Consider the following 16,189-nt stretch of genomic DNA (forward strand, 5'->3'; position numbering starts at 1 on the left):
GAACGAGCAGCATCACGTACGTTGGCCATATGGCTGACAAACCAGTGGCCGTCGACAGCGGGCCGCACCAAGTGTCCCGACAGATCGTCGTGAACGCTCCGGTCGCCGAGATCTTCGCCCTCGTGGCCAATCCGCACCGCCATCCGGAACTCGATGGGTCGGGCACCGTACGCCACACCCCGGTGACCGGGCCGGAGCGACTGGAACGAGGAGCGCGGTTCAGTGTCGGGATGAAGCAGTACGGTTTCCCGTACAAGATCACATCGACGGTGACAGAGTTCGCCGACAACCAGGTGATCGAATGGCGACATCCGATGGGACATCGGTGGCGATGGGAGATGGCCAGCGAGTCGCCCACCTCGACGCGGGTCACCGAGACCTTCGACTACTCGCGGCTCAAGATGCCCAAAGCCATCGAGATCATCGGATACGACAAGAAGAACGCCGACGGCATCGAGGCCACGCTGACGGCGCTGTCGGCACGCTTCGTCTGATCGGTCTCTGTCACTGTCACGCCGCGGCCGCGAGATGAACAGCGGGCAGCCAGTCGAGGCGCGCCGAATCGTCGGCGAGCAACACCTGCGCGGCCGCAGAGGCGATATGGCTCACCTGATGTCGCGCGGGCTCCCAGTCGGCGGTCGGCTCGAGCCGACCCAGTACCACGACGACGAACCGGCCGTGTGGGCCGATGACGCCGGCGCTGTGCAGTTGAGCGCTGTCGTCGACGCAGCACATCCAACCCTGTTTGGCGGCAACGGCATCGGTGAGTCCGGGAGCGAGTAGGCCGAAGTCCTGCGCGAAGCCGTCTGCGGCCACGGGTGGTGCACTCGCGAGTGCGGCGATGACGAGGTCGCGGTCCGGCGGGGGCATCTCGAGAACGTGGTCGAGAAGAGTTGCGGTGGCCGACGCCGTGATGGTCGCCTGCCCCCAGTAGTTGACGTCAGGTGGCGGCGCGGTGCCCTCGAGGCCCAGGCGTCCCGCGACGCGACCGATGGCGCCCATGCCGTCGAAGCGCGTCCACAGTTCGTTCATCGCCTGATCGTCGCTGACACTCAGCGCGCGATTGATCAGCTGGATGTCGCGGGCGCCGATCGCAAGGCCTTCCTCGCGCCGGCGGTCCAGGATGTCCACCACGACGATGAGCTTGACCAGTGATGCAGCCAGTGTCGGTGTGGTGGCGGAGTCGGTGGTCGCGAGATGGTCGTGCCGGCGGTCGAGGATCGCGATGCGCGCGTCGACGTCGCCGGCCGCTGCCGCGGACTCCGCCGCGGTCAGCGCGGACTGCGCGAGTGTGGCGGGTGGTGCCTCGGGGAACGATCTGGTCGCGGTGGATTCGGGGTCGGTGGTCGGGAGTGCGACGAGAACAGCGGCCACGAGACTGACCGTCATCGTGGTGCCGAGGGTGTACAGCAGCCGTAGTCGCGTGATGCGTCGTGCGCTTTGCTGTGCCATCGTCTCACCGCCTCAGAGCGTGCAACCCACTCATATCGGTCAACACCGCAAAGCGGTCCAGAGTTCCATTTCTTCGATGTGGAGTGGGTATCGATCATGTTTCGGGGAGGTGGCGCGGGGTTGCCCTGCGCGCCCTTCGAGCCCTTCGAGGCTCTTCGCTAGCGCTCCTCGCACCTCAGGGAACGGGGAGGCGGGCCGGGACCAAATCGCGCACCGTCGTTGTTGTGCATGGTGACGCCGCAGCCAGCGGCGCCGAAGGAGGATTTGTGAGCACCGAATACCGCAAGACCGACGAGGCCGTTCGAGCCCTGTCCGACGCTCAATACCGCGTCACGCAGCAGGACGACACCGAGCCGGCCTTCCGCAACGAATATTGGGACAACCACGAGCCGGGCATCTACGTCGACGTCGTGTCCGGTCAGCCGCTGTTCTCGTCGACCGACAAGTACGACAGCGGGACCGGCTGGCCCAGCTTCACCCAACCCATCGACCCCGAGGCGGTCACCACGAAGACCGACCGGACCCTGTGGATGCGACGCACCGAGGTCCGCTCGGCCGGGGCCGACAGCCACCTGGGCCACGTCTTCGGCGACGGGCCCCGTGATGCCGGCGGCCAGCGGTACTGCATGAACTCCGCGGCACTGCGGTTCATCCCGGTCACCGAACTCGAGTCGCAGGGCTATGGCGAATACCGCAGCCTCTTCGCGGGAACCACTGACGACACCGACACCCCCGACAACAGTGAGGAGAACGCATCGTGACCACCGACACCGGACAGATCACCCGCCGACCCGGAACCGAGACGGCCGTCCTGGCGGGCGGCTGCTTCTGGGGCGTGGAAGACCTCATCCGCCGCCAGCCGGGAGTGCTCGACACCCGCGTCGGCTACACCGGCGGCAGCAACGAGCACGCCACCTACCGCAACCATCCCGGGCACGCCGAAGCGGTCGAGATCGTCTTCGACCCGACGCAGACGTCGTATCGGGACATCCTGGCGTTCTTCTTCCAGATCCACGACCCGACCACCCGCGATCGCCAGGGCAACGATGTCGGCTCGAGCTACCGGTCGGCGATCTTCCCGCTGACCCCCGAGCAGGAGCAGGTCGCGCGGGACACGATCGCCGACGTCGACGCCTCCGGGCTCTGGCCCGGTAAGGCTGTCACGACGATCGAGCCGAGTGCCCCGTTCTGGCAGGCCGAACCAGAGCATCAGGACTACCTGCTGCGGTACCCGAACGGCTACACCTGCCACTTCCCGCGTGCGGGTTGGGTGCTGCCGAAGCGGCAGGACGCCGAGGCCTGACATCGTGGCGGTGCCCCATCGTGCCCACCGGGTGCGATGGGGCACCGTCGCCTCACGGTCGGGGAGCGTCGCGCATGAAACAGGTACTGCCGGTACCTGGCACGACGAACCCTCCCGCACCGGCCGGGACACTCATAGCGTGGTAGCCATGAGCGTTCCCACATTGACCTTGAACAACGGCGTCGAGATCCCCGCACTCGGGTTCGGGGTGTTCCAGACGCCGCCCGACGACACGGCCACAGCTGTGCGTACGGCGCTCGATGTCGGTTACCGACACATCGACACGGCCGCCGCCTACCTGAACGAGCGAGGCGTCGGCGACGCGATCGCGCAGTCGGGAATCGACCGGTCCGAGGTGTTCCTCGAGACCAAGATCTGGATAACCGACTACGGCTACGACCAGACACTGCACGCATTCGACAAGGGCGCTGGCAAACTGGGCGTGGAGCAGATCGACCTGCTGATCCTGCATCAGGCGCTGCCCGGTGAATTCGAGCTGACCATCGACGCATACCGCGCGCTCGAGAAGCTCTACTCCGACGGCCGCGTCCGGGCGATCGGCGTCAGCAACTTCATGCCCGATCACCTGTCGCGGCTACTGGAAGCGACCTCAATCGTGCCGGCGATCAACCAGGTCGAGGTGCACCCGTACTTCCAGCAGCGTGACGTTCTCGCCACCGATACCGAGCACGGTGTGCTGTCCCAGGCGTGGTCGCCGATCGGTGGGATCACCTTCTATCGCGACGGGTCGGCCGGATCCACTCTCGACGACCAGGTCATCGGCACGATCGCCGCTGCCCACGGCAAGACCGCAGCACAGGTCATGCTGCGCTGGCACCTGCAGCAGGGGCGCCAGGCGATCCCGAAGTCGGTGACGCCGGCCAGGATCGCGGAGAACTTCGACATCTTCGACTTCGAGCTGACCGATGCCGAACTGGCCGAGATCGATGCACTCGACACCGGCGTGCGCGGTGGCCCCGAACCGGAGCAGATCACCCGCGAGACCTTTGGCCTGGACATCCCGGAAGCGTGACGACCATTCCCGTTGGCCCCCTTGTTGAATCGATACACCTGGAGAGGAAACGATGCGAGCAACCCTGATGTACGGACCCGGAGACGTTCGAGTCGAGACCGTCGCCGATCCGAAACTCCACGAGCCCACCGACGCCATCGTGCGGGTGGTCCAGGCCTGCGTGTGCGGGTCGGACCTGCATCCCTATCACTCGATGGATGCCACCACGGACGGCGTGCCGATGGGGCATGAGTTCATCGGCGTCATCGAGGAGACCGGGACAGAGGTCTCGTCGCTGGCCAACGGAACACTGGTCATCGGTACCTTCTCCTTCCAGGACAACACCTGTGTGTTCTGCCGCGACGGTTTCCAAACCGCCTGCGTCAACGGCGGATTCTTCGGATCGCACGACGTTCCCGGCGCACAAGCGGAGTATGTCCGGGTGCCGTTCGCCGAGGGCAGCCTGGTGCCGGTGCCCGACGTCTCCGAGCTCAGTGACCTCATCCCGAGTCTGCTCACCCTGTCCGACGTCTATCTCACCGGCTATCACGGCGCCCACATGGGTCGTGTCGAGAAGGGCACGACTGTCACCGTCATCGGCGATGGCGCGGTGGGACTTTCGGCCGTGCTGGCATCCCGCGAACTCGGCGCCGAGCAGATCATCCTGATGGGGCGACACACCGATCGCACCGATCTCGGAAAAGAGTTCGGTGCCACCGACATCGTCGCCGAGCGCGGCGACGAGGGCGTGGCCAAGGTGATGGACCTGACCGACGGCGAGGGCAGCCACGTCGTCATCGAAGCAGTCGGTCACATGCCGGCCTACGAGCAGGCGTACGGCGTCATCCGTCCGGGCGGCATCATCTCGCGGGTGGGCGTGCCCCAATACGAGAAGGCGCCAGTCGGTTTCGGTTCCATCTTCGGAAAGAACGCCGCGGTCACCGGCGGTCCGGCGCCGGTGCGCGCGTACATCGACGACGCCATCCCGCTGGTGCTGGAGGGAAAGATCAACCCGGGCAGGGTGTTCGACCAGAGCGTCGCGCTCGACCAGGTCGCCGACGCCTACACGAAGATGGATTCGCGGGAGGCGCTGAAGGTTCTGGTGAAGCCGTAAGGCGACGTCGACGACCAACGAAGCTTCGCGCGGGGGCTGCGGGAACGCGGGTCGTCCTGGGTGCCGCGGGTGGGTTCGGGTCCCGCGGTTCGTCGGCGGCCCGCGTTACCCGAGTGGGTTCGCGTGACCGGCGACGACCCGCGTACAGCTCGCCGTCTCAGTCGAGTCGGGGCATCGCAGCGGCGAACAGCTCGATGATCTTCTCGGGTTCCGTGATGCCGGTGGCGAAGACGTAGGCGGCGGTGAAGCCCAGGCCGGCCATCTCGTTGGCCTTCGCGACGACATCGTCGACAGTGCTGCTCGGGTCGATGGGGAAGATGGTGGTCTTGTCGATCTCGGCGTAGTCGCGGCCGACATCGTCGCAGTGGCCACGCAGCACCTCGAGCTTGTGGGCGGCGTCCGGCCCGGCGAAGATGTTGCACGCATCGGCGTACTGCGCCACGAGGCGCAGCGTCTTCTTCTCGCCGGAACCGCCGATCATCAGATAAGGACTCGGAGTGCTCAGCGCCTGAGGCGAATTGAGTGTGCGGGTCAGGTGATAGTGCTTGCCGTCGAACGGTTCCTCCGAGCCCGACCACATCTGCCGACAGATCTGCACCGTCTCCTCGAGGCGTTCGAAGCGCTCGGCGGTCGGCGGGAAGTCAAAGCCTAGACCCTCGGATTCCTCGTCGTTCCACGCCGCCCCGATACCGAGGCCGGCTCTGCCGCCGGACAACACGTTCAGGGTCGTCACCGCCTTGGCCAAGAGCGCTGGTTCGCGATACGTGACACCCGTGACGAGGGTGTGCAGCAAGGAGTGTTCGGTGTGGGCGGCGATGAAACCGAGGGCCGAGTAGGCCTCGAGCATGTCGTTCTCGACGGGACCCACGGGCCGGATCTGCCAGAAATGGTCCATGACGCTGATCCGGCGCACCCCGATCGCCTCCGCGTCGCGAACATGCTTTCGCAGAGCGGGCCCGAGCTCAGGGGCGCCGCCGGTCCAGGTGAAATCAGCGATGTGCAGAGCGAGTTCCATACATTCCACGCTACGGCTCGCGATCCGCGCGAGGGGGGTTCTGTCAGTACCCGGAACTACGGTGCGCGCCGTCGCGCGTCGGACACTTCCCTCGTCGCCTGTCGACGTTTACCCTGGTCAGTGACGTGACCGGTCGCCGGTGACCGGTCCTGATCGGATCGAGGTACCGATGAGAATCTCGGACATTCTGCGACACAAGGGCTCCGACGTCGCATCGGTCGGACCTGATACGTCGATGCCCGACCTGATCGCCCTGATGCACGACCGGAATATCGGCGCCGTCGTGGTGACCGACGCGGACCGCGCCGTCGGCATCGTCTCCGAGCGCGACGTGATGCGGGGTCTGCGCAACCGCGGTGCCGCGCTACTCGATGCGTCGGCGGGCGACATCATGACCACAACCGTCCAATTCTGCGACCCCCAGGACACCGTCGACTCACTGGCCGAGACGATGACCGAACGACGTATCCGCCACATCCCGGTCCTCGAGGACGGGCGACTCGCGGGCATCGTCAGTATCGGTGATGTGGTGAAGAGCCGTATCACGCAACTCGAAGAGGACCGTCAGCAGCTCGAGTCATACATCGTTCAAGGCTGAATCTCGCGGGTGCGACAGCGCCTTCGGCCGGCAGATGAACGCGGTGATCACCACGACGCCGGCGCCGAGCGCAAAGGCGAAGTGCGCGGAGAACAGGTCTGCGCTGCCGCCGAGCAGTGCGGCGGCAAGCGGTCGGGATCCGACGAAGCCGACCATCCACAACGCCATGATGCGGCCGCGAAGCGCCTCCGGTGCGCGTTGCTGCACCACTGTGCTGAGGCCGGTCATCGCGACACCGAAACCGCATCCTGCGACGGCGAATCCGAGCATGGCCAGTCCGACGTTCGAACTCACCGCGAGCAGTCCGTTGCCGAGGGCGAGTGCGCACAGACCGATCGAGGCGGTGGTCGGTGCGCTCGGTCGACCACGCAGTGCGGCGAGGAGCGCGAGGGAGATCGCCGCCCCGACGCCGAACGCCGCAGACAGTTGCCCCACGAGTTGCGCCCCGCCACCGACCTCCTCGGCCATCGACGGCGCGAGTGTGATCGCCGGATCGGACGCGAAGCCGACGGTCGCGACCGCGATGAGGGCGAACAACAGCGGCCGGTCCTGCCACACGTGACGAAGCGCGACGCGTACCCGGAAGTCCTGGCCGGCCTTGCGTGGTGCCGGGCGCGGAAACCGCACCACCGCGAGCATCACCGCGAAAGCGAGGCTCAGCGCCGCGCTCACGCCGAAGGCCCACGCGGGTCCGACGTGCGCCGCGATGAACGCACCGGTGATCGGACCGACGATGCGGCCGATTGTCATCGGCACGGAGTTCAGCGCCATCGCGGTGGGCAGTTCGCCGGTTCGGATCAGGCTCGGAACGATCGACTGCATGGCCGGACCGCCGACGACGAATCCGATGCCCACGACGAACGAACCGATGAGGACGACGGCGGTCACCGCACTCGGCCCGGCATCGTGCAGGACCGCCAGCAGCACCGCGATCGCTCCGGAACCGATGGCGCACAACACTCTTCCGATGATGACCTGACGTGCCGGGTCGCCGCGGTCGGCCCACTTGCCGCTCGTCGGACTGAGGATCAGCTGCGGCCCGAACTGGACCACCCCGACCAGACCGACCATCAGCGCGGAGCCGGTGGCGTCGAAGATCACCAGCGCGGCGACAAGACTGTGTGTCCAAACGCCGATGACCGACAGCATCTTTCCCCAGAACAGGGTGCCGAACAGGCGGTCCACCAGCAGGGGAAGGGGGCCGCGTGGGGAGACTTCGGGATGTGGTCGTGTCTGGGTGGTCATGCGGTCGGCGTCCGCTCGAGATCGTCCCCGAGGCGTTCCAGCAATGAGATCAGCTTTCGCACATCGTCATCCGACCAATGCGCGACGGTGTCGGCCATCATCTGATGGCGTCGCTGGGTGATCCGTGCCAACTCGTCGCGGCCGGCATCCGTCAGGGTCAGGTCGCAGCGCCGCTGGTCGGATGCGGACGGAGATTTGGCCATCAGGCCGGCGGACACCAGGCCTGCGACGGTACGACTGGCCGTCGAGTGCTCGACCGCCATGTGGTCGGCGACGTCGCTGACCGACGCGCCCGCGCCGGCGCTCTGGCGTTGCTCTACGGCCCGCAGCGCACGCACCGTGGAGATCGAGGTGGTGCCGTCGCCCCCGGCGAGAATGCGGCGCCGCCAACTGGGTCGTTGCCGGACCTGCTGGATGCGGGTGAGCGCATCGTCGAGCGTGTCGGGGAGCGAAGGGGCGTCGGGCACAGATGTATGTGTAGCACATGCATATAAGAAGTTCGAAATGCTAACGGTCGCTCGCGGGGGTCCTCGGAGGTCACGCATACGACTGTCGGAGGGACCCCTGCGCGGGCCCCTCCGACAGTCGGCGACATCTCTGAGCTACTGGTGCGCCAACTCCTTGAGCTCCGGCGCGACCCGACCACCGAGCTCGGCCGTCGGCACGTCCTTGGTCTCGCGGGCGGTCAGTGCAGCGCCGGCCGAGATGAGGCAGATGACCGCGGTGAACACGCTGATGACCACCCAGCCACCTTCGCGGACGCCGCCGAGGGCGGTCACGATCGACGGGGCGAACCCGGCCATCAGGAAGCCCAGCTGCGTGCCGATCGCCATGCCGGAGAAGCGGACCTCGGTGGAGAACATCTCGCCGTAGAACGACGGCCACACCGCGTTCGCGGCGCCATAGCCGCAGGAGAACGTGGCCACCGCGAGGACGAACGTCATCAGGTGGTTACCGTCCGTCATCGACAGCATGTAGAAGGGCATCAGCACCGCCGACGACAGTGCGCCGTAGATGAACACGGGCTTGCGTCCGATCCGGTCGGCGAGCATGCCGAAGAACGGCTGGGTGAGGAGCGCGAACACGTTGGCGACCACGACCAGCCACAGGGTGATGTCGGTGTCGAGGCCGACCTCTTCGCCGTAGGCGAGGGCGAGATTGGCGAAAACCGTTGAGACGGCTGCGATGAACGCACACAGGATCACCCGCAGCACGGCGCGCCACTCGTAGCGGATCAGCGGCACGAGCGGCATCTTCGCGATGGTTCCGGCCTCTTTGGCCTCGGTGAACTGCGGTGTCTCGTGCAGCTGACGACGGATGAAGTAGGCGACCACCACGACGACGGCCGACAGCCAGAACGGAACACGCCAGCCCCAGGTGTACTTCGCCTCGTCGGGCAGCGCCATGAACGGAATCATGATGAGCGAGGCCAGAATCAGCCCGCCCTGCGTGCCGGTCAGCGTCCATGACGTGAAGAAGGCGCGTTGATGATCGGGGGAGTGCTCCAGCGTCAGCGAACTGGCGCCGGCCTGCTCACCGGCGGCCGAGAGTCCCTGCATGAGGCGGCACAGCACGAGCAGCACGGGTGCCAGCCAGCCGATGGTGTCGAAGCTGGGCAGGCAGCCGATGATGAAGGTGGACAGGCCCATCAGCACGAGGGTGAACATCAACACTCGTTGCCGTCCGATGCGATCGCCGAAGTGTCCGAGGATGACCGCGCCGACCGGGCGGGCGATGTAGGCGAAACCGAATGTCGCAAACGACATCACCAACGATGCCTCGTTGTCCGAGGGGAAGAACACGTGCGGGAAGATCAGCGCGGCTGCGGTACCGAAGAGGAAGAAGTCGTAGTACTCGACGGCGCTGCCCATGAAGCTGGCCAGGGCTGCGCGTTTCGGCGTTCGTTCCGGAGTGGACTCCGGTTGGGGTACGGCGGTTGAGGTCATGCGGGGACTCCTTTGTCTGATTCTGCTCGGCGGTCGAGGTCAGCGGGCGCGGTTTTCGACCGTCTGGCGGAAATGGCGGGACATGCGATCGGCGTCGGGAGAGATCCCGGTGATCAGGGCGAAGGCGTCGACGGCCTGATGGACGGCCATGCGCCCGCCGTCGAGGGTGCGGCAGCCGGCCGCATGCGCGGCTTGCAGCATTTCGGTGTCCAGGGGGCGGTACACGATGTCCGCCACCCAGAGGTCGGGGTGCAGCAGCGCCGGGTCGAATGCGACACCGGGATGCTCGGCCATGCCGGTCGGCGTGGCGTGGACGACACCGTCGCTGTCGGGCAGGAGGACCGAGAGCTTGTCGAACGACGACGCGTCGACCTGGGCCGCGGGGTGGCGCTGCGTGAGTTCCCGTGCGAGCGACGAGGCGCGATCGACGTCGAGGTCGACGACGGTCAGGTGTCGGCAGCCCAGTCGCAGCAGCGCATCGGCGACCGCGGTGCCCGCACCGCCGGCCCCGATGAGCACGACGGTGTCCAGATCGGCGTCCGGCAACCCCTCGGTGAACCCGTGCGCGAATCCGGTGGTGTCGGTGTTGTGTCCGACGGTGCCGTCATCGGTGAACAGCACGGTGTTCACGGCGCCCAGCTGCTGCGCGACGGGATCGATCCGGTCGAGGTGGCGCAGCACGATCTGCTTGCACGGGTGGGTCACGTTGACCGCGTCGAACCCGAGTGCCCGGGCCCAGCCCAGAACCTCACCGATGCGATCGGGTGCGATGTCGAGCGCGGCGAGGTCGATGGGCCGGTAGACGTAGTCGAGCCCCTGGGCGCGGCCCTCGGCCATGTGCATCGCCGGGGTCAGGGAAGGCCCGACGCCGGTGCCGATGAGGCCGACGAGGTGGCTGGATGTGCGGGTGGTCATACTCGGTCTCCGTAATGTACGAACTAGTACGTTCGTAAAAGTAGAGCACTGTGGTCCGCATCGCGTCAAGGGGAAATGTGTGATCGGGCTCTCCGCGGCCGGGGTCTCCGAGGGTGCATACCCGCGAAGGGAAGACCGTGCTGCGGTGCCGCGACCTGGCGCTGAGACCTGGCGGCTAGCTGGTGCTACGGGCGGTTGGTGAGCCAGCCGACGACGACGTCGCCGATCATGTGCCGCAGGTGTGCACGCTGCGATGTGTCGGCCAGGTCGACGTCGAAGAGGTAGCCGAACGTGTACTTGTTGGCGACCTGGAACACGCAGTACGAACTGATCACCAGGTGGACGTCGAGCGCGCTGACGTCATCGCGGAATACGCCGGCCTCGCGCCCGTCGCGCAAGATCTCGTCGAGCAGCGAGGTCGCGGGTGCGGACAGCTGCGGGAGGTCGGCGAGTCGCCGGATGAACTCGCCGCGGTGGATGTTCTCGATCGACACGAGCCGGATGAACTCGTCGTGGGCGATGTGGTGATCGAAGGTCACCTCGGCCAGCCGCCGCACGGCCTCGACCGGATTCTTGTGATTGACCTGCAGTTTTTGCTCTGCGTCGCGGATACCGCGATAGGCCTTCTCCAGCACGGCGAGGTAGAGCTGTTCCTTGCCGCCGAAGTAGTAATAGATCATCCGCTTCGTCGTCCGGGTGCGCTCGGCGATCACATCGACACGGGCGCCCGAGTAGCCCGACTCGGCGAACACCTCAGTCGCCACGGCCAGCAACTCACTGCGCGTGCGCTCGGCGTCGCGCTGGAGTTCGGATTTCGGCTTGGCGGCCACGTCGGCTGACTCTACTGGCAAATCCGACATCGGTTCAGGCGGATCCCGGGTCCGACTCACGAATCGGTACATTGCGGGCGGGTCATTCCGGGTAATGGACGCCGTCATGACCGGCACAATGGCGCCATGATCCGGATGGCCACGATCGGCACGAGTTCCATCACCCGCACCTTCCTGGACGCGGCATCGGCAGTGGACGACGTCGACGTCACCACCGTGTACTCGCGCGACGCGGACCGGGCCGCGGCGTTCGCCTCCGAGACGGCGATCGCCGGATCCAGCGATGATCTCGACGGTCTGCTCGCCTCGTCGACGATCGACGCGGTCTACGTCGCCTCGCCCAACGGCATCCACGCCGAGCAGGCGATGCGGGCGGTGCGCGCGGGCAAGCATGTGCTGCTGGAGAAACCGGCGGTGCCGACCACGGCGGAGTTCACCGCGCTCGTCGACCACGCCCGCGACCACGGCGTCGTCGTGCTCGAGGGCATGCGCAACGTCCACGACCCGGCGCTGCACGCGATCAAGGATCTGATCGGGTCGCTCGGGCCGGTGCGACGTGCCTCCTTCTCCTATTGTCAGCGGTCCGCGCGCTACGACAAGGTGCTCGCCGGGGAGCGGGTCAACATCTTCGATCCGGCGCTTGCCGGCGGTGCGTTGATGGACCTCGGTGTGTACACGATCGCAGCCATGGTCGAGTTCTTCGGCAAACCGCGGCTGGTTGCCGGGGCATCGGTGCCGATCGCCGGTGGGGCGGATGGTGCGGGTAGCGCGCTGGCGGTGTACGACGGGCTCGTCGTCGACCTCTCGTACTCCAAGATCTCCGCGTCACAGCGGCCGGACGAGATCCAGGGCGAACTCGGGACGCTGACGTTCGACCATGTGGCCCAACCGACCGTCGCCCAGATCCGGCTACACGACGGCACGGTCACCGACCACAGCTTCGACGGTCCGGCGAACAACATGGTCCACGAGATCCGCAAATTCGCCGCGATCGTCGGTGGCACAGCCGATCCCACGGCTGACCACGAGCGGACGGCCGGCGTGCTCGACGTGGTCGAGATGATCGGTCAGGCGCAGGTGGGCTGAGCCGCTCAGCCCGGCGCCTGCCGTTCGGTGAGCCGCTCCTCCTGACTGGCCGCCCAGGACGCCAACAGCTTCAGTCCATCGGCGGTGGGGGTGCCCGCCGCGGCGGTGTAGATGTTGAGGTTCAGCCCCGGCTCCGACGGCAACTCCATCCCCTCGAAGTCGAGGTCGAGCTGTCCGACCGCGGGATGGCGCAACCGTTTACGACCGCTGCGGTGAAACCGCACGTCCTGCGATGCCCACCGCTGCCGGAACAGTTCGCTGCGCGTCGAGAGCTCGCCGACCAGCGCGACGAGGGCCTTGTCGTTCGGGTTCTTGCCCGCCTCCAACCGGAGCATCGCGGCCGCGTCCTTCGCGATCTGGTCGTAGTCGACGAAGAACTCGCGCGCCTCCTCCGGATGCAGGTAGACGAACCGCGTCGTGTTCGCCGGTCTGCGCGGGTCGGCCAGCACAGGGGAGTACAGCGCCCGCGCCAGGTCGTTCATCGCGATGATGTCGTGGCGCCCGTTCCGCACCCACGCCGGAGCCCCGCTGATGGCGTCGAGGACCTGCTGAACCGCCGGGCGCACCGACACCGCTGTGCTCTTGGTGCGACGACGGCTGCCGGACTGGGATTGCCGCGCGAGCGCATAGAGGTGCTCGCGCTCGGCTTCGTCGAGGTGCAGGGCGTTGGCCAGGGCGTCGAGGACGCTGTCCGACGCCCCGCCGAGGTTGCCGCGTTCCATCCGGACGTAGTAGTCCACCGAGACGCCGGCGAGCATAGCCACCTCTTCACGCCGCAGTCCCTTGACCCGGCGGTTACCGCCGTAGACGGGCAGACCCGCCTGCTCGGGGGTGATACGCGCGCGCCGCGAGCTGAGGAACTCGCGGACCTGGGTGCGGACGTCGGTGGTGCTCATGATTCCCACGGTATGCCCGGTACGGGCGTTCGAGGAGGTACTGGCGTTACCCGGAACCTCGGGGTTCTCACGTCGTTCGCGTGGGCCGACGGCAGCGCCACCACCCGACGGTCAGCGCTGACCGGTACTGTCGTCGCATGCATTGCGTGGTCGTGGGTGGGGGATTGGCCGGGCTGGCCTCGGCGGTATGGCTGACCGAGGCCGGGCATCGGGTCACCGTGTTGGAGCGCCGCGGTTCGCTCGGCGGGCGGACCATCGCGATGCCCGTCGCCGCCGTCGACGATGTGCCCGACAACGGGCAGCACGTCTTCGCCAGCGGCTACGAGCACCTCATGCGTTACCTCGACAGCGTGGGCACGCGCGAACACGTCCGGTTTCCCGGTCACATGACCGTCCGCCTGCCCGGTGGCGGCACCCGCCGGTCGTCGTTTGCCGGTGTCGCCGGGTTGCGCGCCGCCATCGGTGATCTGCCCGGGGTCACCGGACTGGATCGGTTGCGGACCGCCCGCGCGCAGGCGACGTTGATCAGACAGGCGCTCCGGCAGCCGGATTGGCTCGACGACATCACCGCCGACGAATGGTTCCGTCGCATCGGGATGCCGCAGTCCGCGCGAGATGCGTTGTGGGACGGGATCGTGATCGGCCTGACCGGCGACAAACCGACCATCTCGTCGGCGAAGGTGCCGGCCGACCTGCTGGTGACCGGGATGCGCCGGGCCCGCGCGACGAAGACCCCGATCTCGATCGGCTACCCGAGTGTGGATCTCGACACCCTCTTCGTCGACGGGGCGCAGAAAGTGTTCGCCGACAACGGGGTCGACATCCGCCATCGGGCCGTCGTTGCGTCGGTCGACGTCGCCGACGGCGCCGTCACCGGGGTGACCCTGACCGACGGTGAGCGGGTCCCGGCCGATGCGGTGATCTGTGCGGTGCCGGTGTGGAGCGTGAAAGGGCTGCTCGACCAGGTGCCCGGACACGAGAAGATCTACGACGCCGTCGAGCAACTCACACCGGTCCCGATCGTCAGCGTCAACCTCTATCTCGACCGGTCGATCGACATGGCCGACTGGGGCGAGATCCTCCTCGGTGGCGAGGGGGTGCTGGAGCAGGTGTGGGACCGCCAGCGGATGCACGGCCGCGACCCGCAGCGCCATCACCTCTATTCGACCACCGTGTCCGCCGCCTACGAGCTCACCGGCAAGTCGAACGCCGAGATCACCGACATCCAGATGGACATGCTGCGCCGTTACTTCCCGGCCGCCCGCGACGCTGAGGTGGTACACAGCCACGTGGTGCGGATGCCGAAATCCACATTCGCCCAGCGGCCCGGGACAGCGGGTATCCGGCCAGATCAGCGGACATCGGTGCGCGGACTGGCGCTGGCGGGCGATTGGACGCGTACCGACTGGACCACCACCATGGAAGGCGCGTGCCAGAGCGCGGCGCGCGCGGTCGAGATCGTCCTGGAAGGTGCCCCTCGGGACTGACGGGCCGCCGAGCACGAGGTGGGGGAATCCATGAGATTCGGTTTCGCGATGCATGGCAGTCGCGGTGACGTCCAGCCGGGGGTCGCCGTGGCGAGCGCCCTGGCCGAACGCGGCCACGACGTGACCGTCGCCGCTCCGGAGGACATCGCCCACGCGGTGAGCCGCACCGGCCTGCCCACCAAGGTGCTGTGCCCGGACAACTCCGAACTGCTACGCAGCCCGCTGGTGAAGGAACGCCTCAAGAGCAAGAACCCGTCGGTGCGATTCAAGGCCCTCGCGGAGATCTCCGCGTTCGGGGCCGAGATGTCCGAGCAGGTCATGCGTGAACTCGCCGACGACGCCGACGTGCTGGTGACCGGCTTACTCGCCCAGGAACGCGCCGCCACGGTGGCCGAGTTCGCCGGCGCGACGTTTGTCCCGCTGCATTACTGCCCGATCCGGGCGAACACCTCGGTCGACATGTTCGGCGGAACCCCACGGTGGGCGCGGCGTGCGCTGTGGTTCATCGGCGATCAGGTCAACTGGCTGACCGTGCGCAAACGCGACAACGATCTCCGCCGACGTCTCGGACTGCCGCCGGCCCGTCGTCCGCTGCCCCGTCGGATCAGTGTCGCGGGCACTCCCGAGGTGCAGGCATACGATGCGGCGTTCTTTCCCGGTCTCGCCGCCGAGTGGCCGGCGCGGCGTCCGTTCGCCGGGGCGCTGATCCCCGACGAGCAGACGCGCAAGGCGTTCAACGGCGACCACGGCGCCGCGACCGACGACACCATCGCGTGGGCCGGCGCCGACGGCGCACCCGTGTACGTGGGGTTCGGCAGCATGCCGATCGAGCGTGAGCGCCTCGAGCACATCGTCGAGTCGCTGGTGGGGCTCGGATTACGGGTCATCGCGCACACCGACCACGATGTGCCCGGCGGCGACGCCGTACTGCGCGTCGCCGGAGCGCTCGACCACGAGGCGCTGTTGCCGCATTGCCGTGGTGCGGTCCACCACGGCGGCGCCGGCACCACATCCGCGGTCGCCCGCGCCGGTATCCCCGCTGTCATCGGCTGGCTCAGCGCCGATCAGCCGATGTGGACGGCTGCCGTCCGAAATCTGGGTGTCGGCGGGGGCCGACGACTGAAGTCACTCGAGACGGACGATCTGCGGTTGCTGCTCGACGACCAGGTGATCGGTGCGGCGGCGGAGCTCGCCACGCGGCTGACCCCGCCCGACGTCGCGGTGGCGCAATGCTGCGACGCGCTGGAGGCGGCCGCGAACTGACCCGGCCCGCTCGCGGTCGACCGGTGT

The 16,189-nt window shown here is 67.3% G+C and carries 17 protein-coding genes; 9 read left to right on the top strand and 8 right to left on the bottom strand.

The window, feature by feature from the left end; translation table 11 throughout:
• Window positions 1–29 precede the first annotated feature (29 nt).
• Window positions 30–494, top strand: coding sequence for an SRPBCC family protein (locus V1Y59_RS11140; protein ID WP_330505029.1), 465 nt, complete (start codon window positions 30–32; stop codon window positions 492–494).
• A gap of 16 nt (window positions 495–510) precedes the next feature.
• On the opposite strand, the gene V1Y59_RS11145 is transcribed toward V1Y59_RS11140, so the two are convergent.
• Complete coding sequence (locus tag V1Y59_RS11145) at window positions 511–1,452, bottom strand: serine hydrolase (protein ID WP_330505030.1); 942 nt, start codon at window positions 1,450–1,452, stop codon at window positions 511–513.
• A gap of 266 nt (window positions 1,453–1,718) precedes the next feature.
• Between V1Y59_RS11145 and msrB the strand changes: the two genes are divergently transcribed.
• The 4 genes from msrB (at window position 1,719) to V1Y59_RS11165 (ending at window position 4,881) form a co-directional block, all read left to right on the top strand.
• Entirely contained in the window at window positions 1,719–2,213 is a 495-nt protein-coding gene (gene msrB, locus V1Y59_RS11150) for a peptide-methionine (R)-S-oxide reductase MsrB (RefSeq protein WP_330505031.1), read from the top strand.
• Window positions 2,210–2,755 (top strand): peptide-methionine (S)-S-oxide reductase MsrA, encoded by a 546-nt coding sequence (gene msrA, locus V1Y59_RS11155; RefSeq protein ID WP_330435845.1) that lies wholly within the window; start codon window positions 2,210–2,212, stop codon window positions 2,753–2,755. Before msrB ends, msrA begins: the two co-directional genes overlap by 4 nt.
• A gap of 148 nt (window positions 2,756–2,903) precedes the next feature.
• A complete protein-coding gene (locus tag V1Y59_RS11160) occupies window positions 2,904–3,788 on the top strand; it encodes an aldo/keto reductase (protein WP_330505032.1) in 885 nt (294 codons plus the stop codon).
• A gap of 52 nt (window positions 3,789–3,840) precedes the next feature.
• Window positions 3,841–4,881 carry an alcohol dehydrogenase catalytic domain-containing protein gene (locus tag V1Y59_RS11165; protein ID WP_330505033.1) on the top strand — a complete coding sequence of 347 codons (1,041 nt, stop codon included), beginning with the start codon at window positions 3,841–3,843 and terminating at the stop codon, window positions 4,879–4,881.
• 157 nt (window positions 4,882–5,038) lie between these two features.
• On the opposite strand, the gene V1Y59_RS11170 is transcribed toward V1Y59_RS11165, so the two are convergent.
• Window positions 5,039–5,896, bottom strand: coding sequence for an LLM class F420-dependent oxidoreductase (locus V1Y59_RS11170; protein WP_330505034.1), 858 nt, complete (start codon window positions 5,894–5,896; stop codon window positions 5,039–5,041).
• A 169-nt stretch (window positions 5,897–6,065) separates the two neighbouring features.
• On the opposite strand from V1Y59_RS11170, the gene V1Y59_RS11175 reads away from it, so the two are divergent.
• Window positions 6,066–6,494, top strand: coding sequence for a CBS domain-containing protein (locus tag V1Y59_RS11175; RefSeq protein ID WP_330505035.1), 429 nt, complete (start codon window positions 6,066–6,068; stop codon window positions 6,492–6,494).
• On the opposite strand, the gene V1Y59_RS11180 is transcribed toward V1Y59_RS11175, so the two are convergent.
• From V1Y59_RS11180 to V1Y59_RS11200, 5 genes are all read right to left on the bottom strand, one after another.
• Window positions 6,474–7,739 (bottom strand): MFS transporter, encoded by a 1,266-nt coding sequence (locus tag V1Y59_RS11180; protein WP_330505036.1) that lies wholly within the window; start codon window positions 7,737–7,739, stop codon window positions 6,474–6,476. The genes V1Y59_RS11175 and V1Y59_RS11180 overlap by 21 nt on opposite strands.
• Complete coding sequence (locus V1Y59_RS11185) at window positions 7,736–8,206, bottom strand: MarR family winged helix-turn-helix transcriptional regulator (protein WP_330505037.1); 471 nt, start codon at window positions 8,204–8,206, stop codon at window positions 7,736–7,738. Before V1Y59_RS11185 ends, V1Y59_RS11180 begins: the two co-directional genes overlap by 4 nt.
• A 135-nt stretch (window positions 8,207–8,341) precedes the next feature.
• Window positions 8,342–9,685, bottom strand: a complete 1,344-nt coding sequence (locus V1Y59_RS11190; protein WP_330505038.1) for an MFS transporter — start codon at window positions 9,683–9,685, stop codon at window positions 8,342–8,344.
• A 39-nt stretch (window positions 9,686–9,724) separates the two neighbouring features.
• Window positions 9,725–10,600 carry a shikimate dehydrogenase gene (locus V1Y59_RS11195; protein ID WP_330505039.1) on the bottom strand — a complete coding sequence of 292 codons (876 nt, stop codon included), beginning with the start codon at window positions 10,598–10,600 and terminating at the stop codon, window positions 9,725–9,727.
• A gap of 185 nt (window positions 10,601–10,785) precedes the next feature.
• The gene (locus V1Y59_RS11200; RefSeq protein ID WP_330505040.1) at window positions 10,786–11,430 is read right to left on the bottom strand and encodes a TetR/AcrR family transcriptional regulator; all 645 of its coding nucleotides are present in this window, start codon (window positions 11,428–11,430) and stop codon (window positions 10,786–10,788) included.
• Window positions 11,431–11,556: 126 nt separating this feature from the next.
• On the opposite strand from V1Y59_RS11200, the gene V1Y59_RS11205 reads away from it, so the two are divergent.
• Window positions 11,557–12,516, top strand: coding sequence for a Gfo/Idh/MocA family protein (locus V1Y59_RS11205; RefSeq protein ID WP_330505041.1), 960 nt, complete (start codon window positions 11,557–11,559; stop codon window positions 12,514–12,516).
• Window positions 12,517–12,521: 5 nt separating this feature from the next.
• Here the strand turns inward: V1Y59_RS11205 and V1Y59_RS11210 are convergent, their stop codons facing one another.
• Entirely contained in the window at window positions 12,522–13,412 is an 891-nt protein-coding gene (locus V1Y59_RS11210; protein ID WP_330505042.1) for a helix-turn-helix transcriptional regulator, read from the bottom strand.
• Window positions 13,413–13,549: 137 nt separating this feature from the next.
• Between V1Y59_RS11210 and hpnE the strand changes: the two genes are divergently transcribed.
• Both hpnE and V1Y59_RS11220 read left to right on the top strand, forming a co-directional pair.
• Window positions 13,550–14,899, top strand: coding sequence for a hydroxysqualene dehydroxylase HpnE (gene hpnE, locus V1Y59_RS11215; protein ID WP_330505043.1), 1,350 nt, complete (start codon window positions 13,550–13,552; stop codon window positions 14,897–14,899).
• Window positions 14,900–14,929: 30 nt separating this feature from the next.
• A complete protein-coding gene (locus V1Y59_RS11220) occupies window positions 14,930–16,162 on the top strand; it encodes a glycosyltransferase (RefSeq protein ID WP_330505044.1) in 1,233 nt (410 codons plus the stop codon).
• The last annotated feature ends 27 nt before the right edge of the window (window positions 16,163–16,189 follow it).

Source organism: Gordonia prachuapensis, assembly GCF_036350515.1.
Classification (GTDB): Bacteria; Actinomycetota; Actinomycetes; order Mycobacteriales; family Mycobacteriaceae; genus Gordonia; species Gordonia prachuapensis.